Raw genomic sequence first — 20201 nt, 5'->3', positions numbered from 1 at the left:
GGCCGCGCCGGCGCGGGCCGTCGGTGGTGGGGCGGCGCCCCACCGGGCGGACTCCGCAGCCCCCGGGGACGTCACGCCGCCGGTGCCGCGGGCCGCGCCGAAATTCGGATGCCGGTCCCCGGGACCCGCCGTACCGTGGCCGGATGAGCAAGGACGCACCGGCCGGGGCCGGCCGGCACACCGAGGGGCGGCCGACCGCACCGGACGCCGTCGAGGTCCGGGCCGTCACCGAGGACGAACTCCCGCTGTGGGACCGTGCGGTGGCCCGCGGATTCCTCCGCCCGCACCTCGCCGAGGGCACCGAGTACCGGCGGCTGACCTTCGAGCCGGGCCGCTTCCTCGGCGCCTTCGACCCGTACGACCCGTCCCGCTGCGTGGCCACCTTCCGCAGCTTCGACACCGGGCTCACCGTGCCCGGCGGCGCCCTGCTGCCGGTCGACGCGATCACCGCCGTGACGGTCAACTCCACCCACCGCCGCCGCGGCCTGCTCCGCCGGATGATGGGGCAGGACCTCGCGGCCGCGAAGGAGCGCGGCAGCGCCGCGGCGATCCTGATCGCCGCCGAGCACCCCATCTACGGCCGGTACGGCTTCGGCCCGGCCACCCGCAACCAGTCCTGGACGGTCGACCTCGGCCGCGGCCGGCTCCGCGAGGACCTGCCCGCCTCCGGAGGGCGGACCGACTTCGTCACCATGGCCGAGGCCCGCAAGCACGGCGCCGAACTCCACGAGCGCTGGCGGCGGCGGCAGCCCGGCGCGATCGGCCGCAGCGACACCTGGTGGAAGCTGCACACCGGCGAGGTCACCCTGCCCGGCTTCGACTGGAAGGAGCCCTTCCTCGCGCTGCACCGCGATGCCGAGGGCACCGTCACCGGTCTGATCGCCTACACGGTGGACGACGTGTGGGAGGGCAACCTGCCGAACTGCACCCTCACCGTCCAGGACTTCCTGGCGCTGGACCGCGAGGCCGCCGTGGCGCTGTGGCGCCTGGCGTTCTCGGTGGACTGGGTCCGCACCGTCGCGATCGGCAACCTCGCCCCCGACGACCCGCTGCCGCTGCTGCTCACCGACCCCCGCGCGGCCGTCCCCGGCCGGGACAGCTCCGACTTCCTCTGGCTGAGGCTGCTCGACCTGCCCGCCGCGTTCACCGCCCGCAGCTACCGCGCCCCCGGCCGGCTGGTCCTGGAGGTCGCCGACCCGGACGGCTTCGCGGCCGGCCGCTGGGCCTTGGAGACCGCCGCCGACGGCACCGGCCGCTGCACCCCGACCGGGGAGGCCGCCGACCTCGCGCTGGACGCCTCGGCGCTCGCCGCGCTGTACCTGGGCACCGAGTCCGCCGTCCGGCTGTACGCGGCCGGCCTGCTGACCGAGCTGACCGGCGGCGCGGCGGACCGGGCCGACCTGCTGCTGCGCACCGCCGTGCAGGCCTGGAACCCGGACGGCTTCTGACCGGCGGGCCCCACTCCGGCGCGGGACGCCGGCCGCGGGCCTCAGGTCGCGGTGCGGCCTATCGTCGGCAGGATGAAGTCCTGGATCAGGCCCTTCACGTCCCGCACCAGCGGGCGGAACACCCGGTAGCGGGAGAGCACGACCACCTTGGCGACCATCGGGGTGGACCGGCGGACGAACTCGCGGGTGCGCTCCTGGTCCGGGGTGTGGTCGAAGACCCAGTACAGCACGATGATCATCAGGTGCAGCCAGAGCAGGTCCGGCAGCAGTTCGGCCAGCTCCTTGTCCAGCTTGGGTGCGACGTCGGAGCCGGTCAGCACGTCCCGGAACAGCCCGACGGCGGTGGCCCGGGCCCGGTGCGACTCGTTGGCGAACGGGCTGAGCGAGCTGTTCGGGTCGGCGGCCGTCCGGAAGAACTGGGCGGCGAACTCGTGGTACGGCGCGGCGGTGTCCAGCCAGGAGGACAGCGCCAGGTGCAGCCGGTCGGCGAACTCGGTGTGGCCCTGCATCCGCTGCACGGCGTCCACGGCGTGCTCGACCGTCATCCCGTCGTAGAACCCCTGGATGAGGAATTCCTTCGAGGCGAAGTAGTAGTACGCGTTGCCGACCGAGATCCCGGCCTCGGCCGCGATCGCGCGCATGGTGGTCTTCTCGTAGCCGCGCTCCTGGAACAGGCGCATCGCGGTCTCGAGGATCAGCGCCCGGGTCTGCTCGCTCTTGCCGGTCTTGGGGCGCGCCCGGCCACCCGGGAGCTCCGCCCCGAGCCCGGCGTCCTGGGCGCTCTCGTCCATGCCTGGGGTGCCGCCCTTCTGCTCGTCCACGGCCCTGAGCCTAGCCGGGCGCGGAGGGTGTCCCGCCCGGGCCGGGCGGCGCGGGCCGGGCGGAGCCGCACCGGATCTCCCCTCCGTACCCGGTGCGGTCCGCCCCCGCAGGTTTCGAACGCGTTCAAAACCTGCTCCGGGAGACTCTAGGGCCGCTCCCGGGGCGACTTCAAGCGGAACCGGCCGCGGCCGCGCCGGACCGGGCCCCGGCGGCCCGTGAAAGGCTCGGGACATGACCGCCGAGATCACCGTCCGCGAGGGCGGACCCGCCGACGCCCCCGCCGTCGCGGCCCTGCACGCCGACAGCCGGCGCACGGCCTACGCAGGCCTCGTCCCCGCGGAGGCGCTCGGCGACGGACTGCCCGCCCAGCGCCTGGAGATCTGGGAGCTGCGCCTCACCGCCGACTACGGCGGCCCCGAGCACACCCCCGTCCTGCTGCTCGCCGAGGAGCCCGGCGGCGCACCGGTCGGCTTCGCCTACCTGGTGCCCGAACCCGACGGCCGCGTCCTGCTCGACAACCTGCACGTCCGCCCCGGCCGCACCGGCGGCGGCATCGGCACCCGGCTGCTGCGCGCCGCCCTCGACCGCGCCGCACCCGCCGCCCTCCGCCTGGAGGTGCTGCGCGACAACCACCGCGCCATCGCCTTCTACGAGCGCGAGGGCGGGGTGCGCACCGCCGAACGGACCGCGGTGTTCCCCGGCGGCCACGAGGTCACCGAGTACGAGTACAGCTGGCCGCGGCCGGCTCACCGGTCGTAGACCGTCACGGCCACCCCCTGCTCGGCCAGCCGGGCGCGGACCAGCGGCTCCACCCGCTCCCAGCGGCCGCCGGCCAGCCCGCAGCCGATCCGCGGCATGTGCACCGACGCCCCCAGCCGCCGGGCGTGCCCGGCGAGCTCCGCCAGCCCCGCGTCGATCGCCTCGTACCGCACCGGCACCCCGCTGGAACGGCCCGTGCGGATGCCCCGCTGGCCGACGAGGTTCGCCACCCAGACGTACCTCTCCACCTGGACCAACTGCACCGCGCCGAGCCCGAAGCCGTTCCGGGCCCGGTCGCGGTGCCACGCCCGGTAGGCGGCCTCCGGCTCCGGCCAGCGCCGCGAGAGCGCCAGCACGAAGCCCTTGCCCCAGCCGCCCAGGTCGTTGCAGACGTGCGCGATCACCTTGACCCCGGCGCCCTGCGGCGCACTGGCGTCCCCCCGTACGTACGTGATCCCTGCGGCCATGTCCGCGACGCTAGCGCCCGGCACCGACAGCGGGCCCGGGGATTTCCGTCGGCCCGCGACGAGTGACGCGGGGTCAGCCGGGAGGGTGGCCGGGGCGGTGCGGTGGTGTCTCGGTGCAGGTGCGTGGTCTCTTCGGCGATGGCCTGCGGGGCTGGTGGCCGGTGTGGGCGCCGGTGCCGGGGTCTGGTCGGTGCGGTGGGGTCGTGAGGGGTGGCGCGGCGTCGGCCGGGGAGGGTGGCCGGGGCGGCGCGGTGGTGTTTCCGTGCAGGTGCGTGGCCTCTTCGGCGATGGCCTGCGGTGCCGGTGGCCGGTGTGGGCGGCGGGTGCCGGGGTCTGGTCGGTGCGGTGGGTCAGTCTGCGCAGGCCGCGGCGGGTACGGCCCGGTCGGTGGCCCGGTGCTCGGCGGGGGAGGGGGCCGCGGCGCGCAGCCGGCGGGCGCCGGCCGCAACGATCAGCAGGGCGGTGGCCGCGGCCGCGGCCGGGACGAGGTAGCCGGAACCCGCGGGGAGGCGCTGGGCGACCGCGCCGCCGATCGCCGAGCCGGCCGAGATGCCGACCAGGATCGCCGAGACCGCCGCAGCCATCGCCTCGTTCAACCGGCCGGCCGGTACGAGCTGCTGGACGAGCGTCATCCCGCTCACCATGGTCGGCGCGGTGCCCGAACCCGCCAGGAAGAGGGCCGCCGCCAGCACCGCGGGCCCCGCGCCGAAGAATCCGGCCGCCGCGGGCAGCAGCATCAGGCCGGCCATCGCCGCGACGCCGCCGAGCAGCCGGGCGGCCGGGCCGCGGCGCGGCCGCAGCAGCCCGGACACCAGCCCCGACACGCACGATCCGGCCGCCACCAGGCCCAGCAGCAGCCCGGCCAGCGAGCCGTGCCCGGTCGCGTCGGTGTACGCGATGGTGGTGACCTCCATCGAGCCGAACACCACCCCGGTGGCGAGGAACATCGGCAGCAGCACCCGGAGGCTGCCGCGCCCGCCCGCCGGCCGGCCGGCCCCGCTCGTCCCCTCCTCGCCGGCAGTGCCCGCGGACGCCGGGGCGAGCGGCGGTTCGGTGCCGCGCTGCACGGCCAGCAGCAGCACACCGGCCGTGCAGAGCACCCCCGCGGTGAGCAGCCCGGTCTCCGGGGTGAACGCCCGGCAGAGCAGGACGGCCAGCACCGGGCCGAGCATGAAGCAGAGCTCGTCCAGCGCCTGCTCCAGGGAGTTGGCGAGGTGCCGGCCGGCCTCGTCGCCGCGCAGCAGGTGCGCCCAGCGCGCCCGGACCATCCCGCCGACGTTGGGCGCCGTCGAGGAGGCCGCCCAGCACAGGAACAGCGTCCAGTCGGGTGCGCCGGACCGGACGCAGAGCAGCAGCCCCGCCGTCGGCACCACGGCCGCCAGGACGGAGGGCACCGCGACCCGGGCCTGTCCGTACCGGTCGACCAGGCGGCCCAGCAGCGGCAGCAGGACGGCGAGGGAGACCAGCCCGGCGGCGGAGACGGCCCCGGCCAGTGCGTAGGAGCCGCGCCGTTCCGCGATCAGGACGACGGTGGAGACCCCGCTCATCGACATCGCGAGGCGGGCCGGCAGCGCGGCGAGGGTGAAGGCGAGCGCCCCGGGCAGGGCGAGGATGCGGCGGTACGAGGCGGACACGGGTCTCCCGGTCGAGGATCGGCGGTGCCACCAGCCTCGCCGCCGCCCGGGCCGCAGGTCCAACACCTGTTCGGCCCGATTCACGCATCTGCGTTGTCAATCGGCGGCCGGTTGCCTACGCTGCCGTGATCATGCCCCAGGACCTGCACCCCCGGCTGCTGCGCGGATTCGTCGCGACCGCCGAGACCCTCCACTTCGGCCGGGCGGCCGCGCTGCTGCACCTCGCCCAGCAGGCGCTCAGCCGGGACGTCCGGGCGCTGGAACGGCAGTTGGGAGTGGTGCTGTTCCACCGCACCACGCGCAGCGTCCAGCTGACCCCGGCCGGGGAGGCCCTGCTGCCGCAGGCCCGCCGCCTGCTGGCCCTGCACGACGAGATCGTCTCCGCCGTCCGGGCCCGGCCCCTGCTGGTCGACCTCGGCAACGACGTGGACGGCGCCGACCTCACCCCCGGCCGGCTGCTCGCCGCGGCCCGCGCCGCGGAGCCGGAGGCCGAGCTGCTCGCCCGGTTCCACGGCGGACTGGCCGCCGCCGCGGCGGAGTTGCTCGCGCACCGGCTGGACGTGGCCTTCGGCCGGCAGCCCGGCCTGCCCGCCCGGGTCCGGGCCCAACTCGCGCACGTCCCCGTCCGGCTGGAGCCGATGGCGGTCTTCCTGCCGGCCGACCACCCGCTGGCCGGCCGGGCAGCCGTCCCGGTGGCGGCCCTGGCCGGCCACCCCGTGGACGTCCTGGCCGGCAACCCGGCCACCACCGAGTGGACGGACCTGGGGCTCAACCTGCTGGCCGCGCACGGTCTGACGGCCGCACCCGGGCACGCCCCGCCGGTCGGCGTGCCGGAGCTCGCCCGCTACCTCGCCCGGCACCGCGAACCGGTGCTGACCACCGTCGGCGGGCCCGAGGTGCCGGGCTGCGTCACCCGGCCGCTGGTCGACCCGGTGCCGCTCAGCCTGGTGGGCCTGGTGCACCGGCCCGGCCTGCGCCACCCCGGGCTGACCGCGCTGCTCGCGGCGGCGGCGGACCTGGGGCGCCGGGAGGGCTGGCTGCGGCGCCCGCCGGGCAGCTGGCTGCCGGCGGAGGACGCCGCCCTGCTGCCCGGAACGGGATGACCCGCGGCCCTTGGTGGCGCGGTCGCGGCTACTTGTCCGCGATCAGGGTGCCGGCGGCGCCCCAGCTGTCGGCCGGGACCTCGTGGATCCACACCTGGACGGTCTCGGCCGGGATCTCGTAGGCCTCGACGAAGGCGTCGGTGATCTTCTTGACCAGCTCGCGCTTCAGCTCGACGGTGCGGGGGCCCTGCTGCACGGTGACGATCGGCATGGTGCTCTCCTCGGTCCTCGGCCGTCCGGTGCGGCTCCTCCGCCCAGCCCGGCCTCCTGGGAGGAGTCCACACCCGGGGGTGGGCCGCGACCCAGACCCGATCGGCTCTGGCAGCGATCACGAACCCTGATCGTTGCAGGTCAGCGGCTGTTCTTCGGGGGCGGGGCGGACTGCACCCGGTCCTGCCGGCAGGCGCTGAGCAGCAGCCGGGGCAGCGGTGCGCCGCGCCGGACGGCCAGCGAGGTGGGCAGGGCGAGGCGGGGGGTGCGCAGCGGACGGAAGGCCACCCGGCCCGACACCGTCCTGCGGGCGTTCTCCGTGTAGACCACCGTCCAGGTGGCCGGGCCGGAGCCGATGGCGGCGAGGGTGTCCTGCAGGGTGCCGGAGGCCGGGCCCGGGACGGGCTCGAAGCCCGCCTCCCGGCAGGCGGCCGTCACCAGGTCGACCAGGGCGGGGTGGTTGCGCCGCTCGGTGAGCCGCAGCGGGAGCGCGGCGAGGTCGGCGAGGTCGATCGCGTCCTGTTCGGCGAGCGGGTGCCGGGCGGGCAGCGCGACGGTCAACTCGTCCTCCCAGAGCGCGAGGAGGCGCAGTTCGCCGTCCTGCTCCGGCGGGACGCCGCGGACGAAGGCGGCGTCGAGCCGGCCGTCGGCGAGCCGGGCCAGCCGCTCGGCGGCGGGCAGCGCGCAGAGTTCCACCTCCACGCCGGGGGCGTGCCGCTCGTAGGCGTCGAGGATGCGGTCGAGGCGGGTGCCGAGGCCGGTGACCGTGCCGAGGCGGAGGCGGTCCGGGGCGGTGAGCGTGGCGGCGAGGGCGCGCGCGGACCGTTCTGCGTCCAGGACGGCGCGGGCCGCGGGCAGGAAGCGTTCTCCGCTCGGGGTGAGCCGGACGTGGCGGGGCGAGCGGTCGAACAGCTCGACCTTCAACTCCCGCTCCAGGCAGCGGACCTGCTGGCTGACGGCGGGCTGTCCGAGCAGCAGCCGCTCGGCGGCCCGGCCGAAGTGCAGTTCCTCGGCGACGGCGACGAAGCAGTGCAGCTGCCGCAGTTCCATGGCCGTACCCCCCGCTCGACCTGTGACTGTAGCCGACGGCGGAGCGGGCCGGCCGGGCCCGGGCACGGCGGCGCCCCCGCCGTCGGTGTCGGCGGGGGCGTGGCCGGGTGTCGCGAACCGTGCTGCCGTCAGGCGGACTTGACGGCGGAGATGTCGAAGGTGAGCTTGACCTTCTCGCCGATCAGCACGCCGCCGGTCTCCAGTGCGGCGTTGTAGGTCAGGCCCCACTCGGTGCGGTCCACGGTGGTGCGGCCCTCGAAGCCGATCCGGGCGGCACCGTACGGGTCGGTGGCGTGGCCGGTGTAGTCGAGGTCGAGGACGACCGGCTTGGTGACGTCCTTGATGGTGAGGTCACCGGTCATCCGGTAGGTGTCCTCGCCGATCCGCTCGGCGGAGGTGGAGGTGAACCGGATCTCCGGGTACGTCTCGGCGGCGAAGAAGTCGCCGGTGCGCAGGTGCTCGTCGCGCTGGGCCTGGCTGGTGTCCACGCTGGCGACCTTGATGACCAGCTCGGCGGAGGAGTTGCCGGGCTCGGCGCCGTCCAGCTTGAGCTTGCCGTCGTACTCGGTGAACTCGCCCCGGACGTTGGTCACCATCGCGTGGCGGACGGCGAAGCCGATCCGGCTGTGCGCGGGGTCGATGGCCCACTCGCCGCTCAGGTGGCCCAGGTCCGGGCTGTTGACGGCGGCCGGGGTGGTGGCGACGGCGGTGGCGGTGTCGTTGCGGCGGCTGAAGATGCCCATGGCTTCCTCCTCTGGTGCGAAGCCATATTGTTTAGGCTTCAACTTGTTGGCTCCACCATAACCCCATCTGGTTCAAAGTTCAACCACTAGTTTCGTCCGGCCGGCGAACGGCGGCCGGACTGCCCCCGGAGACCCCCGGTTAAGGTGAACCGGTCGGCCCACGGAAGGTTCCACCCATGGACGCGCTGCACGCCCTCTGGCAGGACGGCGGCCGGCTCGCCCTCTGGGCCGAGAGCGGCGCCGCGTACCACGACCGGCCGACCCGCCCCGGGCCCGGAGCCGGCCCCGCCGCACACCCCTACGCCCTCCCCGCCGCCGCCGTCGCCCGCCTGCTCGCCGGCCTCGGCCCCGGCCCCGGCTGGCTCGCCGCCCAGGCCGCCGAACGCTGGGCGACCCTGCACCTGCCCTCGCTCGGCGGCGCCCCCGCCCCCTCGCCCCAACTGCCCACCGGCACCCGCCCGCAGGGCGCCGCCCCCACCCCCTGGCGGGTCCCCGTCCTCGTCCTCGAAGGCCCGCACACCGCCCAACTCCTCGGCGCCCTCTTCGACCCGCACCGCGCCACCGCCCACTGCCAGCCCGACGACGGCCCGCCCACCGAACTCGCGTACGGCTCCTCGCTGCGCTGGCTCACCGCCGTGCACGACCTCGCCTGGCGGCTGGTCGGCCGCGGCCGCGTCCTGCCCGCCCTCCACGAGGCCGACGGCACCCCGTACGCCCGCTGGCGGCCCGCACCCGACGGCGAGGACCGCGCCGAGGCCGCCGCCCTCGCCGCCGGCTGCCCGCGGGTCTGCCTCGCCACCGACCCGGCGGCCGCCGCCGGCCGCCGCCGGGCCGACACCCTGCTCGCCGACGCGCTCGACACCCTCACCGACCTGGAGGCCCGGGCCGCCCTCGCCGACCGGCCGCCCCCACCCGGCGACGACCCCTGGCTGACCGCCCTGCACGCCCCCGACGGCCGCCTCGACACCGTCCCCGACGGACTCGCCGAACGCCTCGCCGCCTGGCACGCCCGGATCCCCGCCGACCCCGCCGTCCGGCTGGTGCTGCGGCTCGTCGAACCGCTCGGCCCCACCGAGGAGGAACCCGAGGGCCGCCCCGACGACGACTGGCGGCTCGACCTGCTGCTCCGGGCCGCCGACCGGCCGTCCCTGCTCGTTCCCGCCGCCGACCTGTGGACGGAGGGCCCCGGCCACGCCGCCCTCGCCCGCACCGTCCCCGAGCCCGCGGCCGCCCTCGCCGCCGAACTCGACCGGGCGGCCCTGCTCTACCCCGCCCTGCGCACCACCGCCCGCGAGATCCGGCCCACCGGCCTCGCCCTCGACCGGGCCGGCGCCCTCGCCTTCCTCCGCGACGCCGCCCCCGCACTCGACCGCGCAGGCTTCGGCATCCTGTTGCCCGCCTGGTGGCAGCGCCGCCCCCGGCTCGGACTCACCCTCACCGCCCGCACCGCCACCCCCGGCGCCGTCGACCGGCCCTCCCGCATCGACCGCGACGACCTGCTCGCCTTCCGCTGGCAGGCCGCCCTCGGCGACACCCCCCTCACCGAGGACGAACTCGCCGAACTCGCCGCCGCCCAACAAGGGCTCGTCCGCCTCCGCGGCCGCTGGACGGAAGTCGACACCGCCCAGATCCGCGCCGCCCACGCCTTCCTCACCCGCCACGCCACCGGCACCATGGACCGCGCCGACCTGCTCCGGCTCGCCCTCGACGAAACCGCGCACATCGCCGGCCTCCCCGTCACCGCCGTCCACGCCGACGGACCGATCGGCGACCTGCTCGCCGGCCGCGCCGGTACGGACCCCGCCGACACCTCGGACGAGGCCGCCCCGCCCGGATTCCACGGCGAACTCCGCCCCTACCAGCGGCGCGGCGCCGCCTGGCTGCACGCCCTCGGCGGACTAGGCCTCGGCGCCGTCCTCGCCGACGACATGGGACTCGGCAAGACCGTCCAGACGCTCGCCCTGCTAGCCCGCGAGCACGCCGAGGGCGCCACCGGACCCACCCTGCTGGTCTGCCCGACCTCCATGGTCGGCACCTGGCAGCGGGAGGCCGCCCGCTTCACCCCCGGCCTGCGCGTCCGGCTCCACCACGGCCCCGAACGCGGTACCGCCCGCACCGCCGCGGCCGTCGCCGACCTCGTCGTGACCAGCTACGACACCGTCCGCCGCGACGCCGCCGACCTCGCCGCCGTCCGCTGGCGCCGGATCGTCGCCGACGAGGCCCAGGCCGTCAAGAACACCGCCACCGACCGCTCCCGCGCCCTGCGCTCGCTGCCCTCCGGCCCGCGGATCGCCCTCACCGGCACCCCCGTGGAGAACCGGCTCGCCGAACTCCACGCCGTCCTCGACTTCGCCAACCCGGGACTCTTCGGCAGCGCCGAGTCCTTCCGCGAACGCTTCGCCGTCCCCGTCGAGCAGAACGCCAACCCGGCCGCCGCCGAACGGCTGCGCCGGCTCGCCGGGCCGTTCCTGCTGCGCCGGGTCAAGAGCGACCCCGCGATCGCCCTCGACCTGCCCGCCAAGCAGGAGTTCACCGTCCCGTGCGGGCTCACCGCCGAACAGGCCGGCCTCTACCGGGCGGTGGTCGCCGACCTGATGCAGCGCCTCGACGGGACCCGCGGCGTCGAACGCAAGGGCGCGGTGCTCTCCGCCCTCGGCCGGCTCAAGCAGGTCTGCAACCACCCCGCCCAACTCGTCCGCGACCGCGGCCCGCTGGCCGGCCGCTCGGGCAAGATCGACCGGCTGGAGGAGATCCTCGCCGCGGCCCTCGCGAGCGGCGAGCGCACCCTGGTCTTCAGCCAGTACACCGAGTTCACCGCCCGGCTCCGCCCCCACCTCGCCGAGCGGCTCGGCACCGAGGTCCTCCACCTGCACGGCGGCACGCCCCGGCCGGAGCGCGAGCGGCTCGTCCGGCGCTTCCAGGAGCCCGACGGACCCGGGGTGTTCCTGCTCTCGCTGCGGGCCGGCGGCACCGGACTCACCCTCACCGCCGCCAACCAGGTCGTCCACCTCGACCGGTGGTGGAACCCGGCCGTCGAGGACCAGGCGACCGACCGGGTCCACCGGATCGGCCAGCGCCGCGGCGTGCAGGTCCGCCGGCTGGTCTGCACCGGCACCGTCGAGGAACGGATCGCCGACCTCGTCGAGGCCAAGCGGACCCTGGCCGGCACCGTCGTCGGCGAGGGCGAGCAGTGGATCACCGAACTCTCCGCCGACGCCCTCCGCGACCTGCTCACCCTCTCCGCCGACGCCACCGGAGCCTGACCGCCGCCATGACCGCCGAACGCCCTGACGAACGTCCCGCCGAACGTCCCGACGCCCGCCCCGCCGCCGGCCCGGCCGGAGCGGACCGCGCCTTCTGGGAAGGCGACTTCACCCTCCGCACGGACGGCGACGACCGCCCGGCGGCCCCCGCCCTGGACCCGCTCGGCCCGTCCGGTTGCACCGTGCGCGGCCGCGACCTCGCCGACCTCCTCGCCCCCGCCTACCGGCGGTTCACCGGCACGGGCTGAGCGCACCGCGCCCCCCGGCCGCCCGGTGTCACGTTTCCGGGCGCCGCGCCGTCCCCTCTGCGAGAACAGCGCGACGACCCAGGAGGCACGGCCATGGCCCGCATCCCGCTCACCCCGCCCCGCACCCTGCTCAACCGCATCGGCGCCTGGTACTCCCGGCGGACGTACGGCAAGGTCCTCGACCCCGGGCTCGCCCTCGGCCACAACAGCCGGGTGCTGCTCACCTTCGTCCGCACCGAGCGCGGCGTCGCCCGCTGGAACGCCCTCGACCCCGGCCTCAAGCACCTCGCCGTGATGGCCGCCGCCGCCCGGATCAACTGCTCCTGGTGCCTGGACTACGGCCACTGGGCCGCGGACGGACTCGGCCTGCCGCTCGACAAGATCGCCCTGGTGCCGCAGTGGCGGGAGCACACCGAGGCGTTCACCGAACTCGAACAGCAGGTGATGGCCTACGCCGAGGCGGTGACCGAGACCGAGCCCGCCGTCACCGACGAACTCGCCGCCGCCCTGCTCGCCCGGCTCGGCGAGGCCGCCTTCGTCGAACTCACCGCCATCGCCGCGCTGGAGAACTTCCGCTCGCGCATCAACAGCGCCTTCGGCCTGACCAGCCAGGGCTTCTCCGCGGCCTGCGCCGTCCCGGCCCCGACCGCGTAGCCGCCCGCCCCGTCCGGCCGGCGCGGCGGAAAACCCCCTGCGCGGCCGGGCGGCCGGCTGACAGGGTGGGCCGGTGACCGAACTGCGCCAGATCCGCGCCGACTTCGACGAGCGCACCATCGTCGTCTACCAGGCGTACGGGCCGGCGATCGCCGGCCCGGCCGTCGCCGCCGGGCGGTTCGTCGAACCGTTCTCGCGCGGCCGGATGACCTGGATCAAGCCCTCCTTCCGCTGGCTGATGCACCGCAGCAACTGGGCCCGCAAGCCGGGGCAGGAGCGGGTGCTGGCCGTCCGGATCACCCGCGAGGGCTGGGAGAGCGCCCTGGCCGCCGCCGCCCCGACCACCGGGGACCCGGACGTGCTCGCCCGGGCCGCCGTGCACGTCCAGTGGGACCCGGAGCGGTCCGCGGCGGGCGCCCCGCTCAACCACTACAGCATCCAGATCGGGGTGGGCCGCGCCATGATCGGCGCCCTGGTCGACGAGTGGACCGTCTCGGTCACCGACCTCACGCCCCAGGTGCACCGGATCGCCGGGCTCATCCGGGCCGGGCGCAACGCCCAGGCCGTCCGGCTGCTGCCGCCCGAGCGCCCCTACCCGCTGGCACCCGAACTGGCCCGCCGCCTCGGGATCGCCCCGCGCCGCTGACGGCCGTCCGGGCCGGGGCGTCAGACGGGGCGGCGGCCGGTACCGGTGACCGCGGTGAAGTCGGCGACGAAGCGGCCCAGCAGCCGGGCCAGGTCGGCGCGGTCCTCGGGGCTCCAGTCGGCCGTGGTCTCGGCCACCACCCCGCGGCGGAAGGCGTGCACCCGGTCGAGCAGCGCCCGGCCGTCCGCGGTGAGCCGCAGCAGCGAACGGCGGCCGTCCGTCCGGTCGGCCTCGCGGTGCAGCAGCCCCGCGGCCAGCGCCTGGGCGGCCAGCCGGCTGGCCCGCGGCTGGTCCACGCCGAGCGCGGCGGCCGCTTCGGTCACAGTGAGCGCGGAGGCGTCCTCCACCGCGTCCAGCAGTTCCACCACGCCGTCCGGCGGCGCGGTCGACGCACCGACGGCGGGCGGTCCCGTCCGGTGGGCGGCGAGCCGGGCGAGCGCCCGCCGGGACTGGCTGCGGCGCAGCGCCACCAGCGCACGGGCGATCTCGGCGGCCTGAGCGTCGGCCGCCGGCTGCGCCGCGGGAACGTCCTTGCGGTCCATCGCCGTCCCGGTCCATAGTGGAGAACAATTGCATGTCATTATACATGGATATGGGGGAGCCGCCATGACCGCCGACCCGACCGACCGCCCCATCGGCCACTGGCTGAAGCACCTGCACGACCTCCTGGAGGACGGGTTCGCCGCCGACCTCGCCGACCTCGGCGTCGACCGGCACCGGTGGCAGGCGCTGCACACCCTGGCCGGCGGCCCGCACACGCCCGACGGGCTCGCCGCCGCCCTCGCCCCGTTCCGGGCCGACGCACGAGCCGGCGACGGCGGCCCGCTGTACGGTCCCGACGGGCTGGTGGCGCGCGGCTGGGCCGAACCCGCGGACGGTGGTGCGTTCCGCCTCACCGCCGCCGGCCGCGACCTCCACGACGCGGTCGAGGCCCGGGTCGCCGAGCTGCGGACCGCCGTCCTGGCCGGCCTGACCCGTGATCAGTACGCGGAGACCGTCCGCGTCCTGGCCGTCATGGCGGGCAACCTCGAACGCCGAGCCGGGGCGTCCGCGTGACCGGCGGCTCGGGCGACTCCGGCGGCTCCGGTGGCGGGCAGCGGGACGACCGAGGGCTCGCCGAGGATGGAACCATCGCCCGCGAGGGCTCCCTCGACCGCGTCCCGACGGCCTTCCGTCCGCTCGTCGACGCGGTCCGCACCCGGACGTCCGCCCTCTTCGGGGCCGACCGGCTGCACAGCGCCTACCTCTACGGCAGCATCCCGCGCGGGACGGCCGTCCCCGGGGTCTCCGACCTCGACCTGCTGCTCGCCCTGCGCCGGGAGCCGACCGGGGCCGACCGTGCCGACGCCGAGGCCCTCGGCGCCGGCCTCGACAGGGACTTCCCGGTGGTCGACGGCGCCGGGGTGCTCGTCTACGGCGCGGCCACCCTGCTCGGTCCGCTCGAACGCCACGACCTGGGCTTCTTCGTGGCCTGCCTGTGCACCCCGCTGATCGGGGACGACCTCGCCCGGGAGCTGCCCCGCTACCGGCCCAGCCGCCTGCTCGCCCGCGAGACCAACGGCGACCTGGCGCTCGCCCTGCCCCGCTGGCGGGAACGCCTGGCCGCCGACCCGGACGAGGAAGAGCGCCGACGGCTCGTCCGGGGGATCTCCCGCCGGCTGGTGCGGACGGGATTCACCCTGGTCATGCCCGACTGGAACGGCTGGACGAGCGACCTCGCCCGGTCCGCCGAGGTCTTCGCCGCCCGCTACCCCGCCCGCGCCGACCAGATGCGCCTGGCCGCCGCGACCGCCCGCACCCCCACCCCCGACCCCGCCGTGCTGGCCCTCCTGGTGACCGACCTCGCCCCCTGGCTCGCCGCCGAGTACACCGCCGTCCACGGTGCCAAGGCACCCCGCCCCTGACCGGCGGCCGGGCGGCGGGCCGGGGCGGCGTGCTGATTGCTGCAGTTAGCAGCGTGCTTGCAATTGCAAGCAGTGCTGTGCATGCTGGAGGCATGGCCTCACTGAACGTCGGCTCGCTCGGCGAGTACATCCGCGAGCAGCGCCGGAACGCGCAGTTCTCGCTGCGGCAGCTGGCCGAGGCGGCCGGGGTGTCCAACCCCTACCTCAGCCAGATCGAGCGCGGACTGCGCAAGCCCAGCGCGGAGATCCTGCAGCAGATCGCCAAGGCGCTGCGGATCTCGGCCGAGACGCTCTACGTGCAGGCCGGAATCCTGGAGGAGCGGCGCGAGGAGGGGCTCGAACTCCGCGTCGCGATCCTCGCCGACCCCCTGATCAACGAGCGGCAGAAGCAGGCCCTGCTCGCCGTCTACGACGCCTTCCTCAAGGAGAACCGCGAGAGCGCGCCCGCGCCCGACGCGTCTCCTGCCGCAGAGGACTGACCCGCCGCCGGGGCGACGGCGCCCCGGCTGCGGCACCGCACCAGACCACCGCACGCACCAGCAACGCCCGGGAGGACCGGCCATGCCGATCACCGACGACATCAAGAAGACCCTCAGCGACCCGACCCCGCTCTACGCCCTCGCCGGCGCCGGCGACCTCGCCTACGAGAAGCTCCGCGAAGTTCCCGGCAAGGTCGAGGCCCTCGCGGCCGACCGCAAGGCCGCCCAGGAGAAGGCCGCCGCCCGGCTGCAGGAGGCGCAGAGCCTGCTGGTCGAGGCCCAGGGCAAGGTCACCGAGGCCGTCACCGCGCTGCCCGCCGAGCTCAAGGACCTGAAGGAGCTCCAGGAGAAGGCCCAGACCTTCGCCCTGCAGCAGGTCGGCCGTGCCGCCGAGTTCGCGGTCAAGGCCAAGGAGGCCTACGACGAGCTGGCCGAGCGCGGCAAGGCCGTCGTCGAGAAGAACCGCACCGGCACCGTCGAGCCCGCGGGCGAGGTGGCCGCCGAGGCGGCGGTGACCGAGGTCGCCCTCGACGCCGAGCCGGCCGAGGCCGCGGCCCCCGAGGAGACCGCCCAGGACGGGCCGGCCGAGCCGGCCCCCACCGCCAAGAAGGCCGCCCGCGCCCGCAAGTCCGCCGGCAAGTAACGGGAAGGCCCGCAGGTCCGCCGTCCCGGGCACACCCGGGCGGTTCGGATCGTTGTCCCCGACGCGGGCCGTCCGCCGTGCCACCATGGGCGGAGGAGCCGAGGCCGCAGTGAGGAGTCCGCAGTGTTCCACATCCTGCTCTTCGACGTGCTCAACCCCTTGTGGTGGTTGTCCGTCGCGATCATCGGCTTCAAGCTGTTCGCCTTCGTGGACGCGGCGATCCGCCGTGAGGACGCCTACCGGGCCGCGGACAAGAAGACCAAGGGCTTCTGGCTGATCGTGCTGGGTCTCGCGCTCGGCATCGACCTGCTCCTCGGCGCCAACGTCCTCGGCAACTTCCTCACCCTGATCGGCCTGGTCGCGGCCATCGTCTACGTGGTCGACGTGCGGCCCGCGATCAAGCAGCTCACCGACGGCCGCGGCGGCGGCAACCGGCGGAACATCGGCCCGTACGGGCCCTGGTAGGAGCGTCCCCGACGACGACCCGTCCGACGACACGCCGAGAGGGCGGCACCCCCGCAAGGGTGCCGCCCTCTCGGCGCCCGGTGGCTCAGCCCATCAGGGCGGGCACCGGATTGCGCTCCAGCAGCAGCACGGCGACGTCGTCCGTCAGGGCACCGCCGTTCAGCTCCTCGACCTCGGCGAGCGCGCTGTCGACCAGCCGGCCCCGGGTGAGCCCGGTCGCGTGGTGGTCGGCGATCAGCTCGATCAGACCGTCCTGGCCGAGCCGGCGCGACCCGGCCCCGACCCGGCCCTCGACCAGGCCGTCGGTGTAGAGCAGCAGACTCCACCCGGGCCGCAGCTCCAGCTCCACGGCGGGCCAGGCGGCCAGCCCGTCGTCGCAGGGCAGCAGGCCCAGCGCCGGACCGGCCTGGTCCGCCGGCAGCAGCCGCGGCGGCCCGTCGGGGCCGAGCAGCAGCGGCGCCGGGTGGCCCGCCAGGAACAGCCGCACCGTCTCGACCGGCAGGGTGCCGGCAGCGCCGTCCGCGGCCGTGACGCCCACGGCCGTGCCGTCGGCCGGGTCGGCACCGACGGTCTCCGCGCCCGGGACGAGGACCAGCATGCACAGCGTCGCGAAGATCTCGTCGCTGCGCCGCTCGTGCTCCAGCACGTGCTGGAGGGTGGTGAGCAGCTCCTGCCCGGTGAGCCCGGCGAAGACCAAAGTCCGCCACGCTATCCGCAGGGCCACGCCGAGCGCGGCCTCGTCCGGCCCGTGCCCGCAGACGTCGCCGATGACCACGTGCACCGTGCCGTCGTCGGTGCGGACGGCGTCGTAGAAGTCGCCGCCGAGCAGCGCCCGGCGGCGGCCGGGCCGGTAGCGGCGGGTGAAGGCCAGGCCCGCGCCGTCGAGCAGCGGGGTCGGCAGCAGGTGCCGCTGCAGGCGGGCGTTCTCCTGGCCGCGGAGTTCGGCCTCGACGAGTCGGCGCTGCGACTCGTCGGCCCGTTTGCGCTCGACCGCGTACCGCAGGGCGCGGGCCAGCAGCGGGCCGTCCGTCTCGCGCTTGACCAGGAAGTCCTGGGCGCCGGCGGCCACGGCCGCGGCACCGAGTTCGGCGCCGGCCGCGTCGGTGAGGACGACCAGGGCGACGTGCGGGGCGCGGCGGCGCAGCTCGCGCAGCCCGTCCAGCCCGTCGGACGGGAAGTGCTCGGCGGCGGCGGGCCCGCCCTGGGTGCCGTGGGCCGGGGCGGCGAGGTCGAGCAGGACGCAGTTGAAGTCCACCGGGCGCTGGCGGGTGCGCCGGGCGACCATCGGGACGGGGGCCAGCAGCGCGGCGGCCTCCTCGATGCCCCCGGCGCGGTGCAGCTCGACCCGGGCGCCGCTCTCGGCGACCAGCGACTCGATCAGGCTGACGTCCCCGGAGCCGGCGTCCGCGACGACCAGCAGCCGGTACGGCGCCTCGTCGGAGGGCTCGCCCCGCTCGGACGGGGTCGTCCGCGGATGCGGTATCGGCGCCGGCTCGCGGGCCCCGTCGGGGCGGGCCGACCTGGGGGCGCCGGTCTCCGCGGCCGCCTTGGCGCGCTGGGCGACCGGTCGGCCGGCGGCGGGGCGCCCGGCCGCGGCGGTGGTGGGCGTGTTCGTTCCGGTGCCCGCGCGGTGCGCGGTGTCGGCGGCATCGGCGGCGCCGAGCCTGGCAGCGGCAGCGGATGCCCGCCCGTCTCCCGTTGCGGGCATTGGTCGATCCTTCCTTTCCCCGACTGCCCAACGGCTGACGTCCGTGCGCAGTGCCCGCCTGGCACCGCGGGTCGGGGAGCTTCTCGCGACCATAACGTGATCTCCGGGGATTTCTCTGACTGGCGGCCGCTGCTGTGGTTATTGCCACGCTCTCGGCGGCGTTCGCGATTACCGTGAGGGCCCTGCGAGGGGGACTGCGGAGGGGACTGACAGGAGGTCGGTGACGGTGACGCAGATCACGCTTGTGCAGGGTGACATCACGGATCAGCAGGTGGACGTGGTGGTGAACGCCGCGAACTCGTCGCTGCTGGGCGGCGGCGGGGTGGACGGCGCGATCCACCGCCGGGGCGGTCCGGACATCCTGGCGGACTGCCGTCGGTTGCGGGCCTCGCACTACGGCAAGGGGTTGCCGACCGGCCGGGCCGTCTCGACGACGGCCGGGCGGCTGCCGGCCCGGTGGGTGGTGCACACCGTGGGGCCGGTGTTCCTGACGGAGGATCGGGCGGAGCGGGCTGGGCTGCTGGCCTCCTGCTATCGGGAGTCGCTCAGGGTGGCGGTGGAGCTGGGGGCGCGTTCGGTGGCCTTCCCGGCGATCTCCGCCGGGATCTACGGGTGGCCGCTGGACGACGCGGCGCGGATCGCCCTCACGACGGTCGCGGACGAGGTGGCCGGAGGCCGGGCGGGCGAGGTCGCCGAGGTGCGCTTCGTGCTGTTCGGGGCCGAGGTCTACGGGGTGTTCGAACGGGTGTGGCGCGCGCTGGAGTCGGAGGTCTGAGGGCCGGCCCGTCCGCGGCGGTGCCGGCGCCGTGCGTGGTCGGGGCCCGTGGTGTGTGCGATGTGTGCGGTGCGTGCGGTGCGTGCGGTGTGACGCAGCGGAGCTGACGGAACCTCACGTGGCTGTCGGCAGTTCGTGCGATCGATTCCATGGTGGCGTGACGAGGCGTCAACACGCCAGAGGAATTCGATAACTCGTTCGAGTGAATCCGCCGCTCCGCACAGCCGAGCCGTCCCGCAGGCCCGTCCCACGCCAGCAGGCGGACCCGTGCCGCGCCGGCCTGCTACGGCGCCAGGGCGGACCAGGCCACGGTGACCTCCCCGTGCCGCCACCGGCGGGTGTCCACCAGCGGCCAGCCCTGCGCCATCGCGGCGCAGGCGGCCGTCCAGCGCTGCCGGGCGCCGAAGGCGGCGTACGGCGCCGCCGCGGCCCAGGCCCGGTCGAACTCGGTGAGGAAGGCGTGCACCCGCCGCCCCGGCACGTTGTGGTGGATCAGCGCCTTCGGCAGCCGTTCGGCCAGGTCGGAGGGGGTCTGCAGGTCGGCGAGCCGGGCCGCGAAGGTGACGGTGCGGGGCCCCTCCGGTCCGAGCGCCACCCACACGTGGCGGCGGCCGATCTCGTCGCAGGTACCCTCGACCAGCAGGCCGTCCGGGGCCAGCCGGCCGCAGAGCCGCTCCCAGACCGCGGCCACCGACTCCTCCTCGTACTGCCGCAGCACGTTGGCGGCCCGGACGAGGTGCGCCGAGGCGCCGTCCAGCGGCACCTCGAAGCCGCCCCGCCGGAAGGTCAGCAGCGGCGGGTCCGCGTACGGCAGGGCGGCCGCCACCCGGGCCGGCTCGATCTCGATGCCCACCACCCGGACGTCCGTCCGGCCGGCCCGCAGCCGGGAGGCGAGTTCGACGGCCGTCCACGGGGCCGCCCCGTAACCGAGGTCCACCGCGATCGGCGGCTGCGGGGCCGCGCGCAGCGTCCGGGCCATGGTGTGGACGATCCAGCGGTCCATCCGGCGCAGCCGGTTGGTGTTGGTGGTGCCCCGGGTCACCGTCCCGACCGGCCGGGTCGAACGCGGCCCGCGGGCGGGGGAGGGGTCGAAGGCGGCCATGCCCGCAGCGTACGCGGCGGCCCGGGCGGCGGCGGCCGTCCGGACCCCGGTCCGGAGCCCCGGCGTCGAATCCGGGCC

Annotated in this window: 22 protein-coding genes; 13 read left to right on the top strand and 9 right to left on the bottom strand. The window is 76.0% G+C overall.

The genetic code is table 11. From position 1 onward, the window contains the following. The first annotated feature begins 143 nt into the window (after positions 1 to 143). Entirely contained in the window at positions 144 to 1448 is a 1305-nt protein-coding gene (locus tag ABZ641_RS04065) for a GNAT family N-acetyltransferase (protein ID WP_359978999.1), read from the top strand. Between the two features lie 41 nt (positions 1449 to 1489). Here the strand turns inward: ABZ641_RS04065 and ABZ641_RS04060 are convergent, their stop codons facing one another. Beyond that, on the bottom strand, positions 1490 to 2269 hold the full coding sequence (locus tag ABZ641_RS04060) for a TetR family transcriptional regulator (protein WP_344625219.1): 780 nt from the start codon (positions 2267 to 2269) through the stop codon (positions 1490 to 1492). A 232-nt stretch (positions 2270 to 2501) separates the two neighbouring features. On the opposite strand from ABZ641_RS04060, the gene ABZ641_RS04055 reads away from it, so the two are divergent. Beyond that, positions 2502 to 3029 (top strand): GNAT family N-acetyltransferase, encoded by a 528-nt coding sequence (locus tag ABZ641_RS04055; RefSeq protein ID WP_344625220.1) that lies wholly within the window; start codon positions 2502 to 2504, stop codon positions 3027 to 3029. Here the strand turns inward: ABZ641_RS04055 and ABZ641_RS04050 are convergent. Both ABZ641_RS04050 and ABZ641_RS04045 read right to left on the bottom strand, forming a co-directional pair. Further along, complete coding sequence (locus ABZ641_RS04050) at positions 3017 to 3496, bottom strand: macro domain-containing protein (RefSeq protein WP_344625221.1); 480 nt, start codon at positions 3494 to 3496, stop codon at positions 3017 to 3019. The two genes, ABZ641_RS04055 and ABZ641_RS04050, sit on opposite strands and share 13 nt — an antisense overlap. Positions 3497 to 3846: 350 nt before the next feature. Beyond that, on the bottom strand, positions 3847 to 5130 hold the full coding sequence (locus tag ABZ641_RS04045) for an MFS transporter (RefSeq protein ID WP_359978995.1): 1284 nt from the start codon (positions 5128 to 5130) through the stop codon (positions 3847 to 3849). A gap of 131 nt (positions 5131 to 5261) precedes the next feature. On the opposite strand from ABZ641_RS04045, the gene ABZ641_RS04040 reads away from it, so the two are divergent. Beyond that, on the top strand, positions 5262 to 6233 hold the full coding sequence (locus ABZ641_RS04040) for a LysR family transcriptional regulator (protein WP_344625223.1): 972 nt from the start codon (positions 5262 to 5264) through the stop codon (positions 6231 to 6233). 28 nt (positions 6234 to 6261) lie between these two features. Here the strand turns inward: ABZ641_RS04040 and dmpI are convergent, their stop codons facing one another. From dmpI to ABZ641_RS04025, 3 genes are all read right to left on the bottom strand, one after another. Then, entirely contained in the window at positions 6262 to 6546 is a 285-nt protein-coding gene (gene dmpI, locus ABZ641_RS04035) for a 4-oxalocrotonate tautomerase DmpI (protein ID WP_359979005.1), read from the bottom strand. 38 nt (positions 6547 to 6584) lie between these two features. Beyond that, entirely contained in the window at positions 6585 to 7493 is a 909-nt protein-coding gene (locus ABZ641_RS04030) for a LysR family transcriptional regulator (RefSeq protein ID WP_359978991.1), read from the bottom strand. A gap of 128 nt (positions 7494 to 7621) precedes the next feature. After that, entirely contained in the window at positions 7622 to 8236 is a 615-nt protein-coding gene (locus ABZ641_RS04025) for a YceI family protein (RefSeq protein ID WP_344625225.1), read from the bottom strand. A 176-nt stretch (positions 8237 to 8412) separates the two neighbouring features. Between ABZ641_RS04025 and ABZ641_RS04020 the strand changes: the two genes are divergently transcribed. The 4 genes from ABZ641_RS04020 (at position 8413) to ABZ641_RS04005 (ending at position 13047) form a co-directional block, all read left to right on the top strand. Continuing rightward, entirely contained in the window at positions 8413 to 11499 is a 3087-nt protein-coding gene (locus ABZ641_RS04020; RefSeq protein WP_359978988.1) for a DEAD/DEAH box helicase, read from the top strand. Positions 11500 to 11507: 8 nt separating this feature from the next. After that, positions 11508 to 11747 (top strand): hypothetical protein, encoded by a 240-nt coding sequence (locus ABZ641_RS04015; protein ID WP_359978986.1) that lies wholly within the window; start codon positions 11508 to 11510, stop codon positions 11745 to 11747. A 93-nt stretch (positions 11748 to 11840) separates the two neighbouring features. Next, on the top strand, positions 11841 to 12401 hold the full coding sequence (locus tag ABZ641_RS04010; protein ID WP_359978983.1) for a carboxymuconolactone decarboxylase family protein: 561 nt from the start codon (positions 11841 to 11843) through the stop codon (positions 12399 to 12401). 73 nt (positions 12402 to 12474) lie between these two features. Then, complete coding sequence (locus ABZ641_RS04005; protein WP_344625229.1) at positions 12475 to 13047, top strand: DUF4291 domain-containing protein; 573 nt, start codon at positions 12475 to 12477, stop codon at positions 13045 to 13047. 20 nt (positions 13048 to 13067) lie between these two features. Here ABZ641_RS04005 and ABZ641_RS04000 read toward each other — a convergent pair whose 3' ends face one another. Then, positions 13068 to 13589 carry a MarR family winged helix-turn-helix transcriptional regulator gene (locus ABZ641_RS04000; protein ID WP_344625230.1) on the bottom strand — a complete coding sequence of 174 codons (522 nt, stop codon included), beginning with the start codon at positions 13587 to 13589 and terminating at the stop codon, positions 13068 to 13070. A gap of 64 nt (positions 13590 to 13653) precedes the next feature. Between ABZ641_RS04000 and ABZ641_RS03995 the strand changes: the two genes are divergently transcribed. From ABZ641_RS03995 to ABZ641_RS03975, 5 genes are all read left to right on the top strand, one after another. Next, complete coding sequence (locus ABZ641_RS03995; protein ID WP_359978980.1) at positions 13654 to 14103, top strand: MarR family transcriptional regulator; 450 nt, start codon at positions 13654 to 13656, stop codon at positions 14101 to 14103. Further along, positions 14100 to 14951 carry a nucleotidyltransferase gene (locus ABZ641_RS03990; RefSeq protein WP_359978978.1) on the top strand — a complete coding sequence of 284 codons (852 nt, stop codon included), beginning with the start codon at positions 14100 to 14102 and terminating at the stop codon, positions 14949 to 14951. The genes ABZ641_RS03995 and ABZ641_RS03990 overlap by 4 nt, the downstream gene beginning before the upstream one ends. 92 nt (positions 14952 to 15043) lie before the next feature. After that, entirely contained in the window at positions 15044 to 15430 is a 387-nt protein-coding gene (locus tag ABZ641_RS03985; RefSeq protein WP_344625233.1) for a helix-turn-helix transcriptional regulator, read from the top strand. Between the two features lie 82 nt (positions 15431 to 15512). Continuing rightward, entirely contained in the window at positions 15513 to 16073 is a 561-nt protein-coding gene (locus ABZ641_RS03980) for a hypothetical protein (RefSeq protein WP_344625234.1), read from the top strand. 123 nt (positions 16074 to 16196) lie between these two features. Beyond that, positions 16197 to 16538: a DUF2516 family protein gene (locus ABZ641_RS03975; protein WP_344625235.1), complete on the top strand. Its 342-nt coding sequence runs from the start codon at positions 16197 to 16199 to the stop codon at positions 16536 to 16538. Between the two features lie 85 nt (positions 16539 to 16623). On the opposite strand, the gene ABZ641_RS03970 is transcribed toward ABZ641_RS03975, so the two are convergent. Further along, positions 16624 to 18246, bottom strand: a complete 1623-nt coding sequence (locus ABZ641_RS03970; RefSeq protein ID WP_359978974.1) for a SpoIIE family protein phosphatase — start codon at positions 18244 to 18246, stop codon at positions 16624 to 16626. A gap of 226 nt (positions 18247 to 18472) precedes the next feature. Between ABZ641_RS03970 and ABZ641_RS03965 the strand changes: the two genes are divergently transcribed. Further along, positions 18473 to 19021, top strand: coding sequence for an O-acetyl-ADP-ribose deacetylase (locus tag ABZ641_RS03965; RefSeq protein WP_344625237.1), 549 nt, complete (start codon positions 18473 to 18475; stop codon positions 19019 to 19021). Positions 19022 to 19304: 283 nt separating this feature from the next. Here ABZ641_RS03965 and ABZ641_RS03960 read toward each other — a convergent pair whose 3' ends face one another. Continuing rightward, on the bottom strand, positions 19305 to 20123 hold the full coding sequence (locus ABZ641_RS03960) for a class I SAM-dependent methyltransferase (RefSeq protein ID WP_344625238.1): 819 nt from the start codon (positions 20121 to 20123) through the stop codon (positions 19305 to 19307). Positions 20124 to 20201 lie beyond the last annotated feature (78 nt).

This window comes from Kitasatospora sp. NPDC007106 (assembly GCF_040634455.1).
GTDB classification, from domain to species: domain Bacteria; phylum Actinomycetota; class Actinomycetes; order Streptomycetales; family Streptomycetaceae; genus Kitasatospora; species Kitasatospora arboriphila.
Note: the sequence above shows the minus strand (reverse complement) of the source record. Positions and strands in the feature narration are given on the sequence as shown.

Coding starts and splice junctions, on each gene's coding strand:
- ABZ641_RS04065 (WP_359978999.1), top strand. CDS start 144: ATGAGCAAGGACGCACCGGCCGGGGCCGGCCGGCACACCGAGGGGCGG.
- ABZ641_RS04055 (WP_344625220.1), top strand. CDS start 2,502: ATGACCGCCGAGATCACCGTCCGCGAGGGCGGACCCGCCGACGCCCCC.
- ABZ641_RS04050 (WP_344625221.1), bottom strand. CDS start 3,496: ATGGCCGCAGGGATCACGTACGTACGGGGGGACGCCAGTGCGCCGCAG.
- ABZ641_RS04040 (WP_344625223.1), top strand. CDS start 5,262: ATGCCCCAGGACCTGCACCCCCGGCTGCTGCGCGGATTCGTCGCGACC.
- ABZ641_RS04030 (WP_359978991.1), bottom strand. CDS start 7,493: ATGGAACTGCGGCAGCTGCACTGCTTCGTCGCCGTCGCCGAGGAACTG.
- ABZ641_RS04025 (WP_344625225.1), bottom strand. CDS start 8,236: ATGGGCATCTTCAGCCGCCGCAACGACACCGCCACCGCCGTCGCCACC.
- ABZ641_RS04020 (WP_359978988.1), top strand. CDS start 8,413: ATGGACGCGCTGCACGCCCTCTGGCAGGACGGCGGCCGGCTCGCCCTC.
- ABZ641_RS04015 (WP_359978986.1), top strand. CDS start 11,508: ATGACCGCCGAACGCCCTGACGAACGTCCCGCCGAACGTCCCGACGCC.
- ABZ641_RS04010 (WP_359978983.1), top strand. CDS start 11,841: ATGGCCCGCATCCCGCTCACCCCGCCCCGCACCCTGCTCAACCGCATC.
- ABZ641_RS04000 (WP_344625230.1), bottom strand. CDS start 13,589: ATGGACCGCAAGGACGTTCCCGCGGCGCAGCCGGCGGCCGACGCTCAG.
- ABZ641_RS03995 (WP_359978980.1), top strand. CDS start 13,654: ATGACCGCCGACCCGACCGACCGCCCCATCGGCCACTGGCTGAAGCAC.
- ABZ641_RS03985 (WP_344625233.1), top strand. CDS start 15,044: ATGGCCTCACTGAACGTCGGCTCGCTCGGCGAGTACATCCGCGAGCAG.
- ABZ641_RS03980 (WP_344625234.1), top strand. CDS start 15,513: ATGCCGATCACCGACGACATCAAGAAGACCCTCAGCGACCCGACCCCG.
- ABZ641_RS03970 (WP_359978974.1), bottom strand. CDS start 18,246: ATGCCCGCAACGGGAGACGGGCGGGCATCCGCTGCCGCTGCCAGGCTC.
- ABZ641_RS03960 (WP_344625238.1), bottom strand. CDS start 20,123: ATGGCCGCCTTCGACCCCTCCCCCGCCCGCGGGCCGCGTTCGACCCGG.